This is a genomic window from Streptomyces sp. AM8-1-1, from assembly GCF_032229325.1.
GTDB lineage: Bacteria > Actinomycetota > Actinomycetes > Streptomycetales > Streptomycetaceae > Streptomyces > Streptomyces achmelvichensis.
In genome coordinates this window covers 1,608,078-1,624,939 of the sequence record NZ_CP135086.1, presented here as the reverse complement: position 1 = coordinate 1,624,939, position 16,862 = coordinate 1,608,078, and the positions used below count along the sequence as shown (strand labels likewise).

The 16,862-nt window shown below is 70.9% G+C and carries 18 protein-coding genes; 7 read left to right on the top strand and 11 right to left on the bottom strand.

From position 1 onward, the window contains the following. Positions 1-44: 44 nt before the first annotated feature. From RPQ07_RS07355 to RPQ07_RS07335, 5 genes are all read right to left on the bottom strand, one after another. On the bottom strand, positions 45-782 hold the full coding sequence (locus RPQ07_RS07355) for a DUF6333 family protein (RefSeq protein ID WP_313943242.1): 738 nt from the start codon (positions 780-782) through the stop codon (positions 45-47). A 28-nt stretch (positions 783-810) separates the two neighbouring features. Beyond that, positions 811-1,200, bottom strand: a complete 390-nt coding sequence (locus RPQ07_RS07350; RefSeq protein WP_313943241.1) for a hypothetical protein — start codon at positions 1,198-1,200, stop codon at positions 811-813. Between the two features lie 21 nt (positions 1,201-1,221). Then, entirely contained in the window at positions 1,222-1,956 is a 735-nt protein-coding gene (locus tag RPQ07_RS07345; protein ID WP_313943240.1) for an SIR2 family NAD-dependent protein deacylase, read from the bottom strand. A gap of 161 nt (positions 1,957-2,117) precedes the next feature. Continuing rightward, positions 2,118-2,606: an NUDIX hydrolase gene (locus RPQ07_RS07340; RefSeq protein WP_313943239.1), complete on the bottom strand. Its 489-nt coding sequence runs from the start codon at positions 2,604-2,606 to the stop codon at positions 2,118-2,120. A gap of 96 nt (positions 2,607-2,702) precedes the next feature. Continuing rightward, complete coding sequence (locus tag RPQ07_RS07335) at positions 2,703-3,494, bottom strand: SDR family oxidoreductase (protein WP_313943238.1); 792 nt, start codon at positions 3,492-3,494, stop codon at positions 2,703-2,705. A gap of 104 nt (positions 3,495-3,598) precedes the next feature. On the opposite strand from RPQ07_RS07335, the gene RPQ07_RS07330 reads away from it, so the two are divergent. Then, on the top strand, positions 3,599-4,483 hold the full coding sequence (locus RPQ07_RS07330; protein ID WP_313943237.1) for a sigma-70 family RNA polymerase sigma factor: 885 nt from the start codon (positions 3,599-3,601) through the stop codon (positions 4,481-4,483). 3 nt (positions 4,484-4,486) lie between these two features. On the opposite strand, the gene RPQ07_RS07325 is transcribed toward RPQ07_RS07330, so the two are convergent. Then, positions 4,487-5,572, bottom strand: a complete 1,086-nt coding sequence (locus tag RPQ07_RS07325; protein WP_313943236.1) for an ADP-ribosylglycohydrolase family protein — start codon at positions 5,570-5,572, stop codon at positions 4,487-4,489. A 162-nt stretch (positions 5,573-5,734) separates the two neighbouring features. Between RPQ07_RS07325 and RPQ07_RS07320 the strand changes: the two genes are divergently transcribed. Continuing rightward, positions 5,735-6,868: a glycerate kinase gene (locus RPQ07_RS07320; protein ID WP_313943235.1), complete on the top strand. Its 1,134-nt coding sequence runs from the start codon at positions 5,735-5,737 to the stop codon at positions 6,866-6,868. A gap of 822 nt (positions 6,869-7,690) precedes the next feature. On the opposite strand, the gene RPQ07_RS07315 is transcribed toward RPQ07_RS07320, so the two are convergent. Further along, on the bottom strand, positions 7,691-8,200 hold the full coding sequence (locus tag RPQ07_RS07315; protein WP_313943234.1) for a hypothetical protein: 510 nt from the start codon (positions 8,198-8,200) through the stop codon (positions 7,691-7,693). 289 nt (positions 8,201-8,489) lie between these two features. On the opposite strand from RPQ07_RS07315, the gene RPQ07_RS07310 reads away from it, so the two are divergent. From RPQ07_RS07310 to RPQ07_RS07290, 5 genes are read left to right on the top strand one after another with little or no spacing between them, the layout of a single operon-like run. Next, positions 8,490-9,293 (top strand): ABC transporter ATP-binding protein, encoded by an 804-nt coding sequence (locus RPQ07_RS07310; RefSeq protein ID WP_313943233.1) that lies wholly within the window; start codon positions 8,490-8,492, stop codon positions 9,291-9,293. Further along, on the top strand, positions 9,290-10,105 hold the full coding sequence (locus tag RPQ07_RS07305; protein ID WP_313943232.1) for an ABC transporter ATP-binding protein: 816 nt from the start codon (positions 9,290-9,292) through the stop codon (positions 10,103-10,105). The genes RPQ07_RS07310 and RPQ07_RS07305 overlap by 4 nt, the downstream gene beginning before the upstream one ends. After that, positions 10,102-10,992: a branched-chain amino acid ABC transporter permease gene (locus RPQ07_RS07300; RefSeq protein ID WP_313943231.1), complete on the top strand. Its 891-nt coding sequence runs from the start codon at positions 10,102-10,104 to the stop codon at positions 10,990-10,992. Before RPQ07_RS07305 ends, RPQ07_RS07300 begins: the two co-directional genes overlap by 4 nt. 55 nt (positions 10,993-11,047) lie before the next feature. Further along, the gene (locus RPQ07_RS07295) at positions 11,048-12,100 is read left to right on the top strand and encodes a branched-chain amino acid ABC transporter permease (protein WP_313948812.1); all 1,053 of its coding nucleotides are present in this window, start codon (positions 11,048-11,050) and stop codon (positions 12,098-12,100) included. Further along, a complete protein-coding gene (locus RPQ07_RS07290; RefSeq protein ID WP_313943230.1) occupies positions 12,097-13,350 on the top strand; it encodes an ABC transporter substrate-binding protein in 1,254 nt (417 codons plus the stop codon). The genes RPQ07_RS07295 and RPQ07_RS07290 overlap by 4 nt, the downstream gene beginning before the upstream one ends. A 91-nt stretch (positions 13,351-13,441) precedes the next feature. Here the strand turns inward: RPQ07_RS07290 and pssA are convergent, their stop codons facing one another. The 4 genes from pssA to RPQ07_RS07270 form a co-directional block, all read right to left on the bottom strand. After that, on the bottom strand, positions 13,442-14,296 hold the full coding sequence (gene pssA / locus RPQ07_RS07285; protein WP_313948811.1) for a CDP-diacylglycerol--serine O-phosphatidyltransferase: 855 nt from the start codon (positions 14,294-14,296) through the stop codon (positions 13,442-13,444). Further along, entirely contained in the window at positions 14,289-14,945 is a 657-nt protein-coding gene (locus tag RPQ07_RS07280) for a phosphatidylserine decarboxylase (protein WP_313943229.1), read from the bottom strand. Before RPQ07_RS07280 ends, pssA begins: the two co-directional genes overlap by 8 nt. A gap of 181 nt (positions 14,946-15,126) precedes the next feature. Beyond that, positions 15,127-16,332 (bottom strand): acyl-CoA dehydrogenase family protein, encoded by a 1,206-nt coding sequence (locus RPQ07_RS07275; RefSeq protein WP_313943228.1) that lies wholly within the window; start codon positions 16,330-16,332, stop codon positions 15,127-15,129. 2 nt (positions 16,333-16,334) lie between these two features. After that, entirely contained in the window at positions 16,335-16,859 is a 525-nt protein-coding gene (locus tag RPQ07_RS07270; protein WP_313943227.1) for a MaoC family dehydratase, read from the bottom strand. Positions 16,860-16,862: the final 3 nt, after the last annotated feature.

Genomic DNA, 16,862 nt, shown 5'->3' with positions numbered 1-16,862 from the left:
CGGCATGTCCCCGACAACTGGGCGCTGTTTCGCGATTGTTACGGTCAGAACTCGTCGAACTCCCCGAGCTCGCCGATCCAGGTGTCCTCCAGATCGCCGGTGGCCTCTTCGGTGTGCCGGACGCGGAAGACGGAGAGAGTGCGGCCCTTGCGGAACAGCGGGGCGGTGCGCCCCAGAGCGAGCCGGACCAGACCTTCCCAGGCGAACGACCCTGGGGCAGCGTCGAGTTCGACGTCCTTGCCTGCCAGGTCGTCGGGGGAGATGCCGAAGGCGTCGACGATCTCCTGCGGGGTGCCGAGGAGATCCCAGTCCCCTTCTCCGCTCCACCCGGCGGCGAACAGGCGCGCGCCGCCCGGGTGGTGGATCACATGGGTGCCGTAGGTCATGTTGTGGTCGATCGTCGCCGAGCCGATGACGACCGCCCCGGGGAAGCGCTCGGACAGCGCGTCGGCCTGCTCGGCGAGGGGGAAGGTGCCCCCGGTGAACACCAGGGCGGGATCGTTGATCTCGGTCACCGTTCCCCAGCACCCGACACCGACCAGATCGAGGTCGGCACGGGTGGCGAAGGGGGGCCGCTCGGTCGCCTCGATCCGGTCGACCTCCTCCACCACGGTGCCGATGGTGCCGAAGGCAGCGGCGAACTCCCGTGCCCGCGCCGGGTCATGCGGGGGCAGTGCCTCCTCGCCGACGGGGAAGGGCGGCTCGACGAGGGTGAGCCTGAACTCGCCGAGCTGAGCGATGGACTGCTCGGGCGGGTACTCCCAGAAGTCGTTGTCGGTCATCGGTTGCCTCCGTGGATATCAGGAAGGATCACGGCACGGGCCGTGGGAATCCCGGCCCTTGGGCGGGGTCTCCGGGTTCAGTCTCCAGGGCGTCGGCGCGCCGCGTGAGTTCCGCCGCGACGTCGTCCCGGTCCGGCCCGTGCAGCCACAGGCTCTCAGCGGCCTCGCGAAGGAGAGCCGGGTCGTCGGGCCGCTGAAGGAGCACGAGTCGATGGGCGAGGTTTCGAACCCACACCGGAAGAAGGCCGTCGACCAGCTGCGGGCACAGCTCGCGCAGCATCGCGAGGATCGTCTCCGCCTCGGCGAAGGTCAGCTCCTCGATGAAGCAGTGCTCGTGATGTTCCCGACCGCATGCCGGAGTCGGTCGGTACTCGTCTCCGTAAAGACACCGGGCGTGCTCGGTCAGGGTGCGGTGCATGGAGCCGAGCCTATGAGGTCGTCATCCGCCGGACGGACCCCGGAGAGCCGCGAGGAGCTTCGGCAGCGCCGTGCCGATCGGCTCGCGGACGAGCTCGTCGGCGAGTTCGTCGTACGGCGTCGGGTCCGCGTTGACGATCGACAGACGCGCGCCGTGCTCGGCCGCGATCCCCGCGAGCGACGCGGCCGGCTGCACCTGAAGGCTCGTGCCGACCGCGACGAAGATCTCGCTCGCCTTGGCGATCGCCATCGCCTCGGACAGCACCTGGGAGTCGAGCCGCTGCCCGAACATCACCGTCGCCGACTTCAGAATCCCGCCGCAGGCCAGGCAGGAAGGATCCTCCTCGCCCGCCTCGACCCGCGCCAGCGCGTCCTCCATCGAGGAGCGCAGATGGCACCTCGTGCACACCACCGACCGTGACGTGCCGTGCAGTTCGAGCACCTTGCGGTCGGGCATCCCTGCCAGCTGGTGCAGCCCGTCCACGTTCTGGGTGATCACCCGGACCGCGAACCCCGGCCGCTTCTCCAGCTCGGCGACGGCACGGTGCGCGGCGTTGGGGCGTGCGCGCCATGTCGGGCTGTCCCGTCGCATCTGCCAGGCGCGGCGCCGGATGTCCGGATCGGCCATGTAGTAGTCGTACGTGACGAGCTTCTCGGCCTCCGGATCGCGCCGCCACAGGCCGTTGGGCCCGCGGTAGTCGGGAATGCCGGAGTCCGTGGAGATCCCGGCGCCGCTGAGAATCGCGACGAGAGTCATACGGCGAGCCTATGCAGCGAGTCCCGGGACAGCGAACCGGTTTTGCCGCGCCGGGGCGGGTAGGCCCGACCGCTCGCCGCGCCGGGCGGACACGCCCGACCGCTCGCCGCGCCGGGGCGGATACACCCGACCGTTCGCCGCGCCGGCCGCACGGCAGAGCGTCAGACTGCCGGCCGGCCGTCCTCCAGTTCCACCGCACCCGCCCCCGTGGCCAGGACATCGAGCGCGGCCACCACCCGGTGGCCCAGTTCGCCCAGCAGATAGGTGTGGATCTCCTCGCGGCCCACCAGCCGCCACGACAGCAGCTCCTCCTCCTGGAGCCGGATCGCCTTGAGACGGGACTCGCTGAGCACCCCGCCGTCGTACACATAGGCGATGATCGGCGGGCGTCCCGCGCCCGGGACCCAGTCGACCGCGAGCAGCCGCCCCGGCTGCACATCGAGGCCGATCTCCTCCAGCGTCTCCCGGCGGGCCGCCTGCCGGGGCGTCTCGTTGTCGTCCGACTCGACCGTCCCGCCGGGAAGTGCCCAGCCCTTGCGGTAGTTGGGTTCGACGATCAGCACCCGGCCCTGTTCGTCGAGGAAGAGCGTGGCGGCGCCGACGAGGACGCGGGGGAGCGAGGCGATGTACGCGGAGTAGTCGGAAGTCACGCAGGAAGCCTAGTGCCGCTCCCGGCACTGGAACGTGAAGGCGGGCCCTGTCCCTCGGAGCCGCCCCCGGCTCTCGGGCCACCGCGCCGGAGCGCCTCAGCTCTTGTCCGCACCGTGCGGGGACCGGTCCCGGCCGACCCGCTCCGCCAGGAACTCCTCCCAGGTGCGCTTCCCCAGGACGGCCCCGTCGAGCGACAGGTTCTCCCCGGCCCGGTAGGCACGGCCGGCCTTCCCCGGGATGCGGACCGGCAGCATCGGCCGGCGCCGGCCGCTCGCCCGGAGGTAGCCGCCGAGCAGGTCGGCCATCGTGTGGACCTTGGGACCGGCGAGGTCCGGCACCAGGCCGGCCGGGGCGCCGAGCGTCAGTTCCACGAGACGGGCGGCCACCTCGCGGGAGTCGACCGGCTGGAGACGCATGCCCGGAGCGGGGATCACCGGCAGCTTGGCCATCTTCTCCGCCAGGGTCAGCGCCAGATCGTGGAACTGCGCGGCCCGCAGCGTCGTCCACGGAATCCCGGACCCTGCCACGGCCTGCTCCGCGGCCAGCTTCGACCGGAGCCACGCCAGCGGGACCCTGTCCGCCCCGATGACCGAGATGGAGACGAGGTGCCGCACCCCGGCCGCCGACGCCGCCCGCACCAGATGGCGGGTGGCCTCGTCGTCACCCTTCGGCCCGCCCGCGAGGTGCAGCACGATCTCGACCCCCTCCACGGCGGCCTCGATGCCCTCGCCCTTGACCAGATCACCGGTCATGTACTCGACGCCGTCCCCCGGCTCGCGGCCGTGGCGGCTGAACACCCGCACCTCGGGGCCGGCGTCCAGCAGCAGCGGAATCACGTGCCGGCCCAGGGTGCCCGTACCACCGGTGACGAGAATCGTCGATGCCATCTTCTTCTCCTGACGTCGTGGGGCCGGGAAGGCAACTCCCGGGCCCGCTCGGTAGTTTTCGAGGTTCTGCTTCTCTGACACATGGCGAACGGGGAACGTGACCGATGGACGAGCACGACTTTCTGACCGAGCGGTTCGCGGCCGACCGGACACACCTCGTGGCGGTGGCCTACCGGATGCTCGGCTCGCTGAGCGAGGCCGAGGACGCGGTGCAGGAAGCCTGGCTGCGTGCCCGCCGCGCCGGTACCGACGGCGTGGAGAACCTCACCGGCTGGCTGACCACCGTGGTCGCCCGGGTCTGTCTGAACATGCTGCGCTCACGCCAGTCACGGCGTGAGGACCCCCTGGACGCCGGGGTGCCCGAACCGCCCCTCGGCTCCGAGACCGGCGGTGACCCCGAAGAGGAGGCACTGCTGGCCGACTCGGTCGGGGTCGCCCTGCTAGTGGTCCTCGACATGCTGACGCCGGCCGAGCGGCTCGCCTTCGTCCTGCACGACATGTTCGCGGTGCCCTTCGACGAGATCGGTCCGATGCTCGAACGCTCGCCGGCCGCGGTGAGACAGCTCGCGAGCCGGGCACGCCGCCGGATCAAGGGCGGCACCCCGGCGCCCGACGCCGACATGATCCGTCAGCGTGAGGCCGTGGAGGCATTCCTGGCGGCCACCCGCGGCGGGAACTTCGACGCGCTGGTGGCGCTGCTCCACCCCGACGTCGTCCTCACCGCCGACCCGTCGGTCATTCCCACCCCCCAGCCCGTCGTGGTCAGCGGTGCTGCCACCGTCGCGAAGGGCGCGATGGCCGCCACCGGCCGGGCGCGCTTCACCGGACTCGCGCTCCTCGACGACCGGATCGGCCTGGCGATGGCACCGCGCGGCCGGCTGTCCCTGGTCCTCGCCTTCACGGTCACCGAGGACGGGATCACGCAGATCGACGTCATCGCGGACCGCGAACGGCTGGGCCGGATGGACCTCGCCGTCCTCGACGACTGAACGTCAGCCGCCGCCGTCTCCCGCCGTCGCGGTCAGCCGGACCGTACGCTCCGCGAGTTCACTGATGCGTGAGCCGTCGAATCCGAACACCGCGCTGCGCACCCGGTCCTCCAGCGGCCGTGTCCACTGCGCGGGGATGGCGGCGGCTCCGCACAGCACGCCCACGACCGAGCCCGCCGTGGCGCCGTTGGAGTCGGTGTCCAGCCCGCCGCGGACGGTGAGGGCGACGGTGCCGCTGAAGTCCCCGGCGCCGTAGAGGAGTCCGGCCGTGATGACGGCGGCGTTGGGCACGACGTGGATCCAGCCGAGGCCGCCCGTACGGTCCTCCATCTCGGCCAGCGTGTCGGACCAGGACGTCCCCGCGTCGTACAGGGCCGTGGTGTGGCGGACCGTACGGGCCAGTCGGCAGCTCGCCGGGATGCGCTCCAGGGCCGCCTCGATCGCCTCGCGCGGGCGGCTCGCGGTGAACGCGGCGGCCACCAGGGCGGCGGCCCACATCGATCCGTAGACACCGTTGCCGGTGTGCGACAGGACCGCGTCCCGACGGGCCAGCGCGGCGGCGCGGTGCGGATCGCCGGGGGACGTCCAGCCGAAGATGTCCGCGCGGATGAGAGCGCCGATCCACTCCTGGTACGGATTGTCGTACGAGGCGGTGAGCGGCGGCTTGATGCCGTTCGCCAGACTGCGGTACGCGGCCCGCTCGGCGGTGAACGTCTGGAGATACGGCAGCCGCAGCAGCCACAGGTCGCCCACCTGCTCGGTGGTGAAGGCGAAGCCGTGGGTCTCCAGCAGATGCAGACCGAGGATCGCGTAGTCGATGTCGTCGTCCCGGCAGCTGCCGTGGATCCGGCCGCGCACACACTCCCGCCACTCCGGGCGCAGCTCGAACTCACCGGGCCCCGCGTCGGGCGGCGGGCCGGGCAGATAGTCCGTGAGCGGCAGGGCACCGGTGCGGCGCAGATACCGGTCGATACGCTCGCGCGTCCAGTGATCGCCACGCTCCACCGGTTTGCCGAGCATGTTCCCCGCGATCCTGCCGAGCCAGCCGCCGAGCGTCCGGTCGGCGAGCTCCGCATGGTGCAGTCCCATACGTCCGGTGTACCGAAATGCGGCGCGAAGCGCGCGGTGGTGGGCCGGCCGTTCTGCCTCGTGCGCGGGTTCTCACGCTTCGTGGTGGGGTGGCACGTCCTGTGACCTGCCGGATAAGGTCGGGGCGGCGCGACTGCCTGTTCGACAGCAAGGGATAGCAGAGTGACGGACGGAGCAGTTCATCAGCCCGCGCGCGTGCTCGTGGCGGCTGACAAGTTCAAAGGCTCGCTCACGGCCGTACAGGTCGCGGAGCGGGTGACGGCGGGCCTCCAGCGGGTGGTGCCCGGCCTGGAGGTGGAGACCCTGCCCGTCGCCGACGGCGGCGACGGCACCGTCGCGGCTGCGGTGGCGGCCGGTTTCGAACGCCGTGAGGCCCAGGTGACCGGTCCTCTCGGCCAGGCCGTGACGGCGACCTACGCCCTGCGGGACGGCACCGCCGTCGTGGAGATGGCGGAGGCGTCCGGCCTCCAGCACCTTCCCGAAGGGGTCTTCGCGCCGCTCACCGCCACCACCTACGGCTCGGGCGAGCTGCTGCGTGCCGCGCTCGACGCGGGCGCCCGCACGATCGTCTTCGGCGTCGGCGGCAGCGCGACGACCGACGGCGGCGCGGGCATGCTGGCCGCGCTCGGCGCCCGTTTCCTCGACGAGGGCGGTGCGCCCGTCACCCCCGGCGGCGGTGGTCTGCGGGAGCTGGCCACCGCGGATCTGTCCGGGCTCGACCCGCGCTTCGAGGACGTGGAACTCGTCCTCGCCAGCGACGTCGACAACCCCCTCACCGGCCCTAAGGGCGCGCCCGCCGTGTACGGCCCGCAGAAGGGCGCGACACCGCAGGACGTGGCCACCCTGGACGAGGCGCTGACCCACTACGCCTCGATCCTCGGCCCCGACCAGGCCGGCCTGCCCGGCGCGGGTGCGGCGGGCGGTATCGGCTACGGGGCGCTGGTCGCGCTCGGCGCGAGCTTCCGCCCCGGCATCGAGGTGATGCTCGACGTGCTCGGGTTCGCCCCCGCCCTGGCGCGAGCGACCCTGGTGATCACTGGCGAGGGTTCCCTCGACGAGCAGACCCTGCACGGCAAGGCACCGGCGGGCGTCGCGGCGGCGGCGCGCGCGCAGGACATCGAGGTCGTCGCGGTCTGCGGCCGGCTGACCCTGCCCCCGGAGGCCCTCGGCCGCGCGGGCATCCGCCGTGCCTACGCCCTGCTGGAGCTGCAACCTGACCCCGCCCGCTGTATGGCGGAGGCGGGCCCGCTGCTGGAGAAGGTGGCGGAGAACATCGCGCGGGACTTCCTGACGTGAGCTGAGCCGGGGCGGCGGGGGCGCGCAGGGAGGTGCGGGCCGGGCACCCGGGCCCGGATGGCGTACGTCCGGCGTCCACAGGCCCGTCGCTGCTTCGGTCGGCGAGCGAACGACGCGTTCGTGAAGCTGCCTGCTGCCGGAGCCGAGAGGGCGCCCCTGCTGGAGCTGGAACCGGACCCCGCCCGCTGCTGGAGAAGGTGGCGGAGAACATCGCGGGGGATTGCCTGACGTGAACTGAGCCGGAGCGGCGGGGCACGGCCGGGATGTGCGGGCCGGCACCCGGGCCGGGCGAAGCCCGGCGCCCACGGGCCCGTCGCTGCTCCGCTCGGCTCGGCGAGGCCGCGATGTGTTCGTGAAGCTGCCTGCTGCATGAGCCGCGGGGGGCGACCGTCAGTCACGGGCGGCCGGCGCGCGTCGTGCCAGGCGGGCCCGCAGGCTTCCTTCACATCCTCGGCGCGGAAGAGCCGGCCGCGGGGGCCTCTCCATCTGGTCGGCAGAGGTCTGCTGGTAGGTGCGTGCGCGTTCCAGGAGGGCAGCGCGCTCCTCAGCGCCGAGCCGGTCGTCCCGCCGAGTCCGTCGACCGCCCGAGCCGATCGTCCCGCCGAGCCGGTTGCCCGCGCCGAGTCCGTCGACCGCCCGCCGATCGTCCCGCCGAGCCGGTCGTCCCCGCCAGCCCGTCGTCCGCCCCGAGCCGATCGTCCCGCCGAGCCGGTCGTCCCACCGAGCCGGTCGTCCGCCCCGGCCGGTCATCCATATCGAGCCGGCCGGTCGTCCCTATCGAGCCGGTCGGTCGTCGGAGCCGCCCGGTCGACCCGGGCCGTATCAGCCCTGCGCGTCCGCGAGTTCGATCGGGCCGCGCGGGTCGCCCGTGATGCGTCGCGCCTCCTCCACGACCGCGGCCGTCACCCGGGCCACCTCTCCGTCGTCGTTCTCGATCACGGCGTACTCGTCGTCGAGCTCGACGAGCCGCTTGGCAAGGGGCAGTTCGTGCCCGTAGAGCTGGTGGAGCCGGAACGTGAGTTCCCAGGGCGCCGACTGCCCGGACAGCATGCGCCGGGCGAGCGCTCGCACAGCTGCCTCCTCACGGGCCTCGCCCGCGACCGTATGGAAGGCCACGCCGAGCTCGTCCAGCGCCACGGGGAGCAGGTCGTGCACGGCGTAGCCCGCCTCGGCGCGGGTGCAGGCCGCCAGCTGCCGGAGGCCGGGGCGATCGAGTCCGGCGACGAGCGCGTCGCAGGCCGCGTCGACGACATCGGCCGCGGGGATCTCGCCCACGCTCCAGAGCGTGGCACGGTCCTGGAGTTCACTCAGCGCTGCTTCGGGCGACGGCATCCGGCCATGATCCCCATGTCCCGGGGCCACGGTCGAACGGGTTTCACGGCAGCGGCTGTTCGGCAGCCCGCTCCGGCGGGACTCGCACGCCCTGCGCCGATGTCCACCGCGTGCCCCGCAGCCACCCGCCGCCGAGGGTGGCGGCGCTTGTGCCCGTGCACAAGGTGTGCGCTGCGCCGCTGGTCATCCGCAGCGATTCGCCCCGGCGGCGTGGACGGCCGGGCAGCGCCGGTGGTGATGTGAGGCACCACAGGGGCACGCAGGACACAGGCCCCGGAAGGGGGACTGCATGGCCGCCTCGCTCGAGGTACGAGCACTGTCCGTCGGCTACGGGCCGGTGCGGGCGCTGCGTGAGGTCTCCGTCGATGTGCCGGAGGGCAGGATCGTCGCCGTGCTCGGCGGCAACGGCGCGGGCAAGTCCACCCTGCTGCGCGCGATCTCACGCACCCTCACCTTTCAGCGGGGCCGGGTCACCGCGGGCTCCGTCCACTTCGAGGGCCGCCCGCTGAACGGGCTCAGCCCGGCGCGCGTCGTGGCCGCCGGAGTGGTCCAAGTGCCCGAAGGACGGCAGGTGTTCGCACGGATGACGGTGGCCGACAATCTGCGGGCGGGCGCACTGGGGGCGCGTGGCGGCCGGCGGGAGGCCGCCGCGGCGCTCGCCCGCGTACACGAACTCTTCCCGGTCCTGGCCGACCGCGCCCACCAGCGGGCCGGTCTGCTCTCCGGCGGCGAGCAGCAGATGCTCGCGCTGGGCAGGGCGCTGATGGCACGGCCCCGGCTGCTGCTGCTCGACGAGCCGTCCCTGGGACTCGCCCCGCTGATGGCCGAACGGATCGCGCAGACCGTCCAGGAGATCAACACCGCCGGCACCTCGGTCCTGCTGGTGGAGCAGAACGCGGCGATCGCGCTGCGGCTCGCCTCCACGGCGTACGTCCTGGAGGTCGGCGAGGTCGCCCTGGAGGGACCCGCGGACCGGCTGGCCGCCTCCGACGAGGTGCGCCGGCGCTATCTGGGAGTGGTCGACGAGGAGGCCGCGGAGGACGCCGTACGGGCCGAGGCGGCCGCACCGGCGCTGCGGAGGTGGTCCGCATGACGGCCCCGGACACGGCCGCTGCCGTGGACGACGCCGCCGCCACGCCGGCGCTCACCGTCTCCGGCCTCACCGTCCGCTTCGCCGGTCTCACCGCGCTCGACGACGTCTCCTTCACCGTCGCGCCCGGCAGTGTCCATGCCGTCATCGGCCCGAACGGCGCGGGGAAGTCCACCTGCTTCAACGTCCTGTCGGGTGTCTACCGCGCCACAGCCGGCACGGTCCACTTCGGCGACAGCGAACTCACCGGCCTGCCCCCGCACCGCATCGCGGCGCTCGGTGTCGCCCGCACCTTCCAGAATCTCGCCCTCCCGCCGCACGCCACCGTCGCGGACAGCCTGCTGCTCGGCCGCCACCGGCTCACCCGCGCCGGCTTCCTCTCCGCCGGGCTGCGGCTGCCGTCCGCCGCCCGCGAGGAACGGCGACACCGGGAACGCGTCGGCGAGATAGCGGAGTTCGTCGGGCTCGCGGCCGATCTCGGCCGTCCTGCCGGAGCGCTCCCGTACGGCAAACAGAAGCTTGTCGAGCTGGGCCGCGCGCTGTGCATGGAGCCGCGGCTGCTCCTGCTCGACGAACCCGTCGCGGGCATGACCGCCGACGAGCGGCAGCAGACCGCCGCCGTCATCGCGGGCGTGCGCGACGGTCTCGGCATATCCATCGTGCTGGTCGAACACGACATGGGGGTGGTGATGCGGCTCGCGGACGCCGTGACCGTACTCGACTTCGGGCGCCGGATCGCGGACGGCACCCCGGCCCAGGTGCAGAGCGACCCGGCGGTCGTCCGGGCTTACCTCGGAACAGGTGCGCAGGCATGACGACCTTCACCGAACTTCTTCTCGGCGGGCTCTCCATCGGCTCCGTCTACGCCCTGATCGCCCTCGGCTTCGTCGTCATCTTCAAGGCCACCGAGGTCGTCAACTTCGCCCACGCGTCCCTCCTGCTGGCCGGCGGCTACGTCACGGCCGTCCTCCACGACGACATCGGCTTCTGGGCGGCGCTCGCCGTCGGCATCGCGAGCGCGGCCGTGGTGGGAGCCGCCGTCGAGTTCTTCGTGATGCGCCGCTACCGCGGCTCCGACCACAGCGTCCTCGCCATCGTCACCATCGGTGTCGACATCCTGCTGACCACCGAACTCACCCGTCGTATCGGCACGGACGTCCTCGCCCTCGGCGACCCGTGGGGCGACCGGGTGGTCACCATCGGCGACATCACCATCGCGCAGACCCGGATCGCCGCGTTCGTCGCCGCCGCCCTCCTCATCACCGCGTTCCTGCTGGCCTTCCGTTTCACCTCCTGGGGAGTGGCCATGCGGGCGGCTGCGGAGAACCCGCAGACCGCCGCGCTGATGGGGGTGCGGCTCGGCAGGGTCTCGCTCGCCGCGTGGGGCGTGGCGGGCGGCCTCGCGGCCGTCGCCGCGCTGTTCCTCACGGTCTTCCCGACCCCCGGGCTGGAACGCGCCACCTCGCTCGCGGCGCTCAAGGCCTTCCCCGCCGCGATCCTCGGCGGACTCGACTCCACCACCGGCGCCCTCGCGGGCGGGCTGATCGTCGGTGTCACCGAGTCGTTCGCCACCGGGTACCAGAGCGAACTGTCCTTCCTGGGCCGGGGCATCGGCGATCTCGCGCCCTATCTGGTGATGGTGCTCGTCCTGCTCATCAGGCCGGCCGGACTCTTCGGCACGAAGGAGCCCGCGCGTGTCTGACACCCTGCCCGAGACGCTCGACAAGGCCCCGTCCCTCAGGGCGCCCAGGGTCTCGGTGGCGTTCAGGAACCCCCGGGCGTACGCCTGGATCCTGGGCGGTCTCCTCCTCCTCGCCCTGCCCTTCTACCTCGACCGCTTCTGGCTCCAGGCCGGACTGTTCGCGATGGCCGCGGCGATCGGCGCCATCGGCATCAATCTGCTCACCGGCGCGACCGGCCAACTCTCCATGGGCCACGCCTTCTTCCTCGCCGTCGGCGCGTACGGCTACTGCGTCCTCGCGGGCGGAAACGAGGCCGAGAACGGCCACCGTCTCACCGGCCTCGGCCTGCCGACCTGGCTGGCCGCGATCCTCGCCGTCCTGCTCGCCGGCGCGGCGGGCGGCCTGTTCAGCCCCATCGCCGGCCGGCTGAGCGGGGCGTATCTCGGTATCGCCACCCTCGCCCTGATCTTCATCGGCCAGCATGTGCTGTTCAACGCGAGTGATCTGACAGGGGGGTTCAACGGCCGCGCCGTCCCGCCGCTGTCCCTGTTCGGCTTCACCTTCGACGACACGGAGGTCGTGATCGCCGCCGTGCCCTTCCAGTCGGCGGAGAAGCTCTGGTACGCGGCCCTGGTCGCGCTCCTCGCCTGCGGGCTGTTCGCCCGCGGTGTGCTGCGTGGCCGCCCCGGGCGCGCCATGAACGCCCTGCGCGACCACCGCATAGCGGCGGGCGTGATGGGAGTTCCGGTCGCCCGCTACCGGGCCGCCGTCTTCGTCCTCTCGTCGATGTACGCGGGTCTCGCGGGTGTTCTGCTCGCCCTGGTCTTCCAGCGCACGGTCCCCGAGTACTTCGGCATGATCCTCTCGCTCGAATACCTCGCCATGATCGTGATCGGCGGTCTCGGCACGGTCGCGGGCGCGGTCGTCGGCGCGGCGTTCGTGTCCCTGCTGCCCCAAGTGCTCACCCACTACAGCGACAGCCTCCCGCTGGTCGCCGCCCCGGGCACGGGCGGCGTCTCGCCGGGGGAGGCGTCGCGCTATCTGTACGGCGCCGCGGTGGTCGCGGTGGTGCTGTTCCTGCCCGGCGGACTCACCCGCCCGACAGTGTCCCGACGGGAGAAGACATGAAGCCGAAGAGATACATGGCGGTGCTGGCCGTACTGGCGCTCAGCGCCGTCGGTTGCAGCGAGAAGGCGACGAGCGGTGACGGCGGTGGGAAGGACGCCGGGGGAGTGAAGACCGGTGAAGGCGTCACCGCCAAGACCATCACGCTCGGTGTGCTCACCGACATGACCGGTGTCTACGCCTCACTCGGCAAGAGCGTCACCCAGGCCCAGCAGCTGTGGGCGAAGCAGACCAACGCGGCCGGCGGTGTCTGCGGCCGGCAGATCGAGCTGACCGTGCGCGACCACGGCTACGACCCGCAGAAGGCCCTCGCCGGCTACACCGAGCTCGAACCGAAGGTGCTGGGCTTCGCGCAGTTCATCGGCTCGCCGTTCGTGGCGGCCGTCAAGCAGCGCATCGACGGCCAGGACAAGGGCCTCGTCCTGCCACAGGCATGGTCGGCCAGTCTGCTCGGCAGCCCGTACGTCCGGGTGGTCGGCGCGACGTACGACATCGAGACGATCAACGCGATCGACTATCTGCTCACCCAGAAGCGCATCGCCAAGGGCGACAAGATCGGTCACGTCTACTTCGAGGGCGACTACGGCGAGAACGCCCTCGCCGGTTCCAAGTACGCGGCCCAGCAGGCGGGCCTCAGCATCGTCGAGCAGAAGATCAAACCGACCGACAACGACATGTCGGCCCAGGTGGCCGCGCTCAAGAAGGCGGGCGTCAAGGCCGTCGTCATCAGCGCCGGACCGCGGCAGGCGGCCTCCCTCGTCGGCGTGGCGGCCGCCGGCGGCTTCAATGTGCCGGTCGTCGGCAACAACTCCGCCTACGCCCCGCAGCTCCTCGCGACCCCGGCGGGGCCCGCGCTGATGAAGGACTACTACGTCGCCGCCTCCACCCTCCCCATCGGCGCCACGGACGCGGCGCCGGCCAAGCTGGCGAAGGAGTACGCGGCCGCCTACCCCAAGGACGGCCTCGACAACGGTGTGGTCGCCGGGTACACGGCCATGGGGGTCTACGGCGAGGTGCTGAAGAAGGCCTGCGCCGACAAGAACCTCACCCGGGAGGGCATCGACAAGGCCCTGCTGACCCTCTCCGCGTACGAGAGCGGCTTCGGCATCACCCACGACTTCTCCGACCCGGCAGCACCGTCGACCCGGCAGAGCGTCATCATGAAGCCGGACAACAAGGTCCCGGGCGGACTGAAGGTGGTGCGGCCCGCGGCCGTCGCGAAGGCGGCGGAGTCCTTCAAGAGCGGCGGCTAGGACGTGTCCCACCGCGGCTGAACCTGTCGCACACACGAGGAGGGCCCGGGTGCGGATCGCACCCGGGCCCTCCTCGTATGCCGTCGCCGTGTCAGGGCTGAGCCGCCCTGGCCTCACGGCTCTCACGACGGTTGTCACGGAACGTGTTCACCCGTCGTGCCGTCGCGAACAGCGGGATCGTCGCCGCCAGCACGATCTGCAGCGCACAGCCGGTCTGCAGCAGCAGCTGGCCCGCCGGGGCGTCGAACGCCCAGGCCGCCAGCAGACCCATCGCGGCCACGATCCATCCGAGCATCGCCACCGCCAGGACGCCCCGCGGCTTCGGGTACTCGACCCGGCTCACCATCAGCCACGCCGTACCGATGATCGCCAGCAGCGTCGGGATGAACGGCAGCTCCAGCAGGACGATCGAGACCACCGTGAGCGCGCCGAAGGGGCTCGGCATGCCCTGGAACATGCCGTCCTTCAGGGTCACGCACGAGAATCTCGCAAGCCGCAGGACCACCGCCAGGAGCACCACGATCGCGGCCACCGCCGAGACCCGCTGGTGGGCGTCGTCCGCGACCATGCCGTACACGAGTACGAAGTAGGCCGGGGCGAGCCCGAAGCTGATCAGGTCGGAGAGGTTGTCCAGCTCCGCACCCATCGGCGAGCTGCGCAGCTTGCGCGCCACGAGCCCGTCGCAGAGGTCGAAGATCGCGGCGAGCAGCATCAGGATCACGGCGGTGGCGGCACTGTGCCGCGCCATGCCGGTCTCCTGGCTGCCCTGGAGATGCGGGATGAGGATGCCGGTGGTGGTGAAGTACACCGCCATGAATCCACACGTCGCGTTACCGAGCGTGAGGGTGTCCGCTATTGACAGCCGCAGAGAGAGAGGCATCTCCTCCGCGTCGTCCTCGGCGTCGTCCTCGGCGACCCAGCCCGCCTGTGCGTCGGGATCAACCACGGTCAATGCGAGTCACCCCCGCGGTCGTGGTCTGACCGACCTCGACAGCGACATCGACACCTTCCGGAAGGTAGATGTCCACGCGCGAGCCGAAGCGGATCAGGCCGATACGGTCGCCCTGCTCGACCTTCGTGCCCTGCGGCACGTAAGGAACGATGCGCCGCGCGACGGCACCGGCGATCTGCACCATCTCGATGTCACCGAGCTCGGTGTCGAAGTGCCAGACAACGCGCTCGTTGTTCTCGCTCTCCTTGTTGAACGCCGGCACGAAGCCGCCGGGGATGTGCTCCACGGACGTCACCGTGCCCGCGAGGGGCGCGCGGTTGACGTGGACGTTCAGCGGGCTCATGAAGATCGCGACCCGGGTGCGCCCGTCCTTCCACGGCATGATGCTCTGCACCACACCGTCGGCCGGAGAGATGACGCGACCCTGAGTGATCTCGCGCTCGGGGTCGCGGAAGAACCACAGCATGCCCGCCGCGAGCGCGGTGGCGGGCACGGCCACGACCGCCGCGCGCCGCGAACGGCGCGAGCGGGCGAGGCTGAGGGCGGCGGTGGCGACGGTCGGCAGAAGCCACGGCGATGCTCCGCGCGCGAGGCGTACGCCACGGAGGCTGTCGCGAGGTGCAGAGGTTTGGCTGTGGGGCATGGATGACCTTCGTAGCGGATGATGCCGCGCTGGCAACGGGGGACGGCGGCTTTCCGAGCGATGTTATCGGTTGTGAGCCGTAACTGGGAAAGCCAGAAGCCGAGTCGGTCGGCCGGAAACCCTCAGAGAATGCTGACAGGGTGTGATCTTCTTCGCGGCCGAACCGCCGCGAAAGCGACAATCATCCCTGGAACCGGTACTCCTCGAGCAGCCTGCGTCCAATGATCATTTTCTGGATTTCGGCGGTACCTTCACCGATCAACAGCATCGGAGCCTCGCGGTAGAGGCGCTCGATCTCGTACTCCTTGGAGAAGCCGTAGCCGCCGTGGATCCGGAAGGCGTCCTCGACGACTTCCTTGCAGTACTCGGAGGCGAGGTACTTCGCCATCCCTGCCTCCAGGTCGTTTCGTTCCCCGGAGTCCTTTTTGCGTGCCGCATTCACCATCATCGCATGCGCGGCCTCGACCTTGGTAGCCATCTCGGCCAGTTTGAACTGGATCCCCTGGTGCTGGGCGATGGGCTTGCCGAAGGTGTGGCGCTGCTGTGCGTACGAGACGCCCAGCTCAAAGGCACGTTGCGCGACACCGCAGCCACGTGCCGCGACATTGACGCGGCCGACCTCGACGCCGTCCATCATTTGGTAAAACCCTCGGCCGGTGGTGCCGCCGAGTACCCGATTGGCCGGAATGCGCAGTCCGTCCATGATGAGTTCGGTCGTGTCGACGCCCTTGTAACCCATCTTGTCGATCTTCCCGGGGATGGTGAGGCCCGGACGGACCTCTCCGAAGCCGGGCTCCTTCTCGACGAGGAAGGTCGTCATCGACTTGTGCCGGGCGGTGCCCTCCGGGTGTCCTTCGTCACTCCGGCACAGAACGGCCACCAGATTCGACGTTCCGCCGTTCGTGAGCCACATCTTCTGGCCGTTGAGGATGTACTCGTCGCCGTCCCTGACGCCCTTGGACGTGATGGCCGACACGTCCGAGCCGAGCGCCGGCTCCGACATGGAGAACGCGCCGCGCACCTCGCCCAGCGCCATCCGGGGCAGGAAGGTGTCCTTCTGCTCCTGGGTGCCGTGCTGCTTGAGCATGTACGCCACGATGAAATGCGTGTTGATGATGCCCGAGACGGACATCCAGCCACGGGCGATCTCCTCGACGCACAGCGCGTACGTGAGCAGCGACTCGCCCAGACCGCCGTACTCCTCGGGAATCATCAGCCCGAACAGGCCGAGCTCCTTGAGGCCTTCGACGATCTGCGTCGGGTACTCGTCGCGGTGCTCCAGCTCGGTGGCGACCGGGACGATCTCCTTGTCGACGAAGTCCCGGACCGTCGACAGGATTTCCTGCTGGATGTCGGTCAGCCCGTGCGTCTGGGCGAGTCGGCTCATGACTACTTCTCCGGCTTCTTGGAGGGCTCGATCAACTCCGGGCGGCCGGGCTGCTCGCCGCCGCGCTCCTTGATGTACGTCTCGGTGGGGACCATCACCTTGCGGCGGAACACGCAGACCAGCGTGCCGTCCTGCTTGTACCCCTTCGTCTCGACGTGGACGATGCCGCGGTCGCTCTTGGACCGGGACGGCGTCTTGTCGAGAACGGTGGTCTCGCCGTAGATCGTGTCGCCGTGGAACGTCGGCGCGACGTGCTTCAGCGACTCGATCTCCAGGTTGGCGATGGCCTTGCCGGAGACGTCCGGCACGGACATACCGAGGAGCAGCGAGTAGATGTAGTTGCCGACGACGACGTTCTTGCCGAAGTCCGTCGTCTTCTCCGCATAGTTCGTGTCCATGTGGAGGGGGTGGTGGTTCATGGTCAGCAGACAGAAGAGGTGGTCGTCGTACTCGGTGACCGTCTTCCCGGGCCAGTGCTTGTAGACCGCCCCGACCTCGAACTCTTCGTAGGTGCGTCCGAACTGCATGGT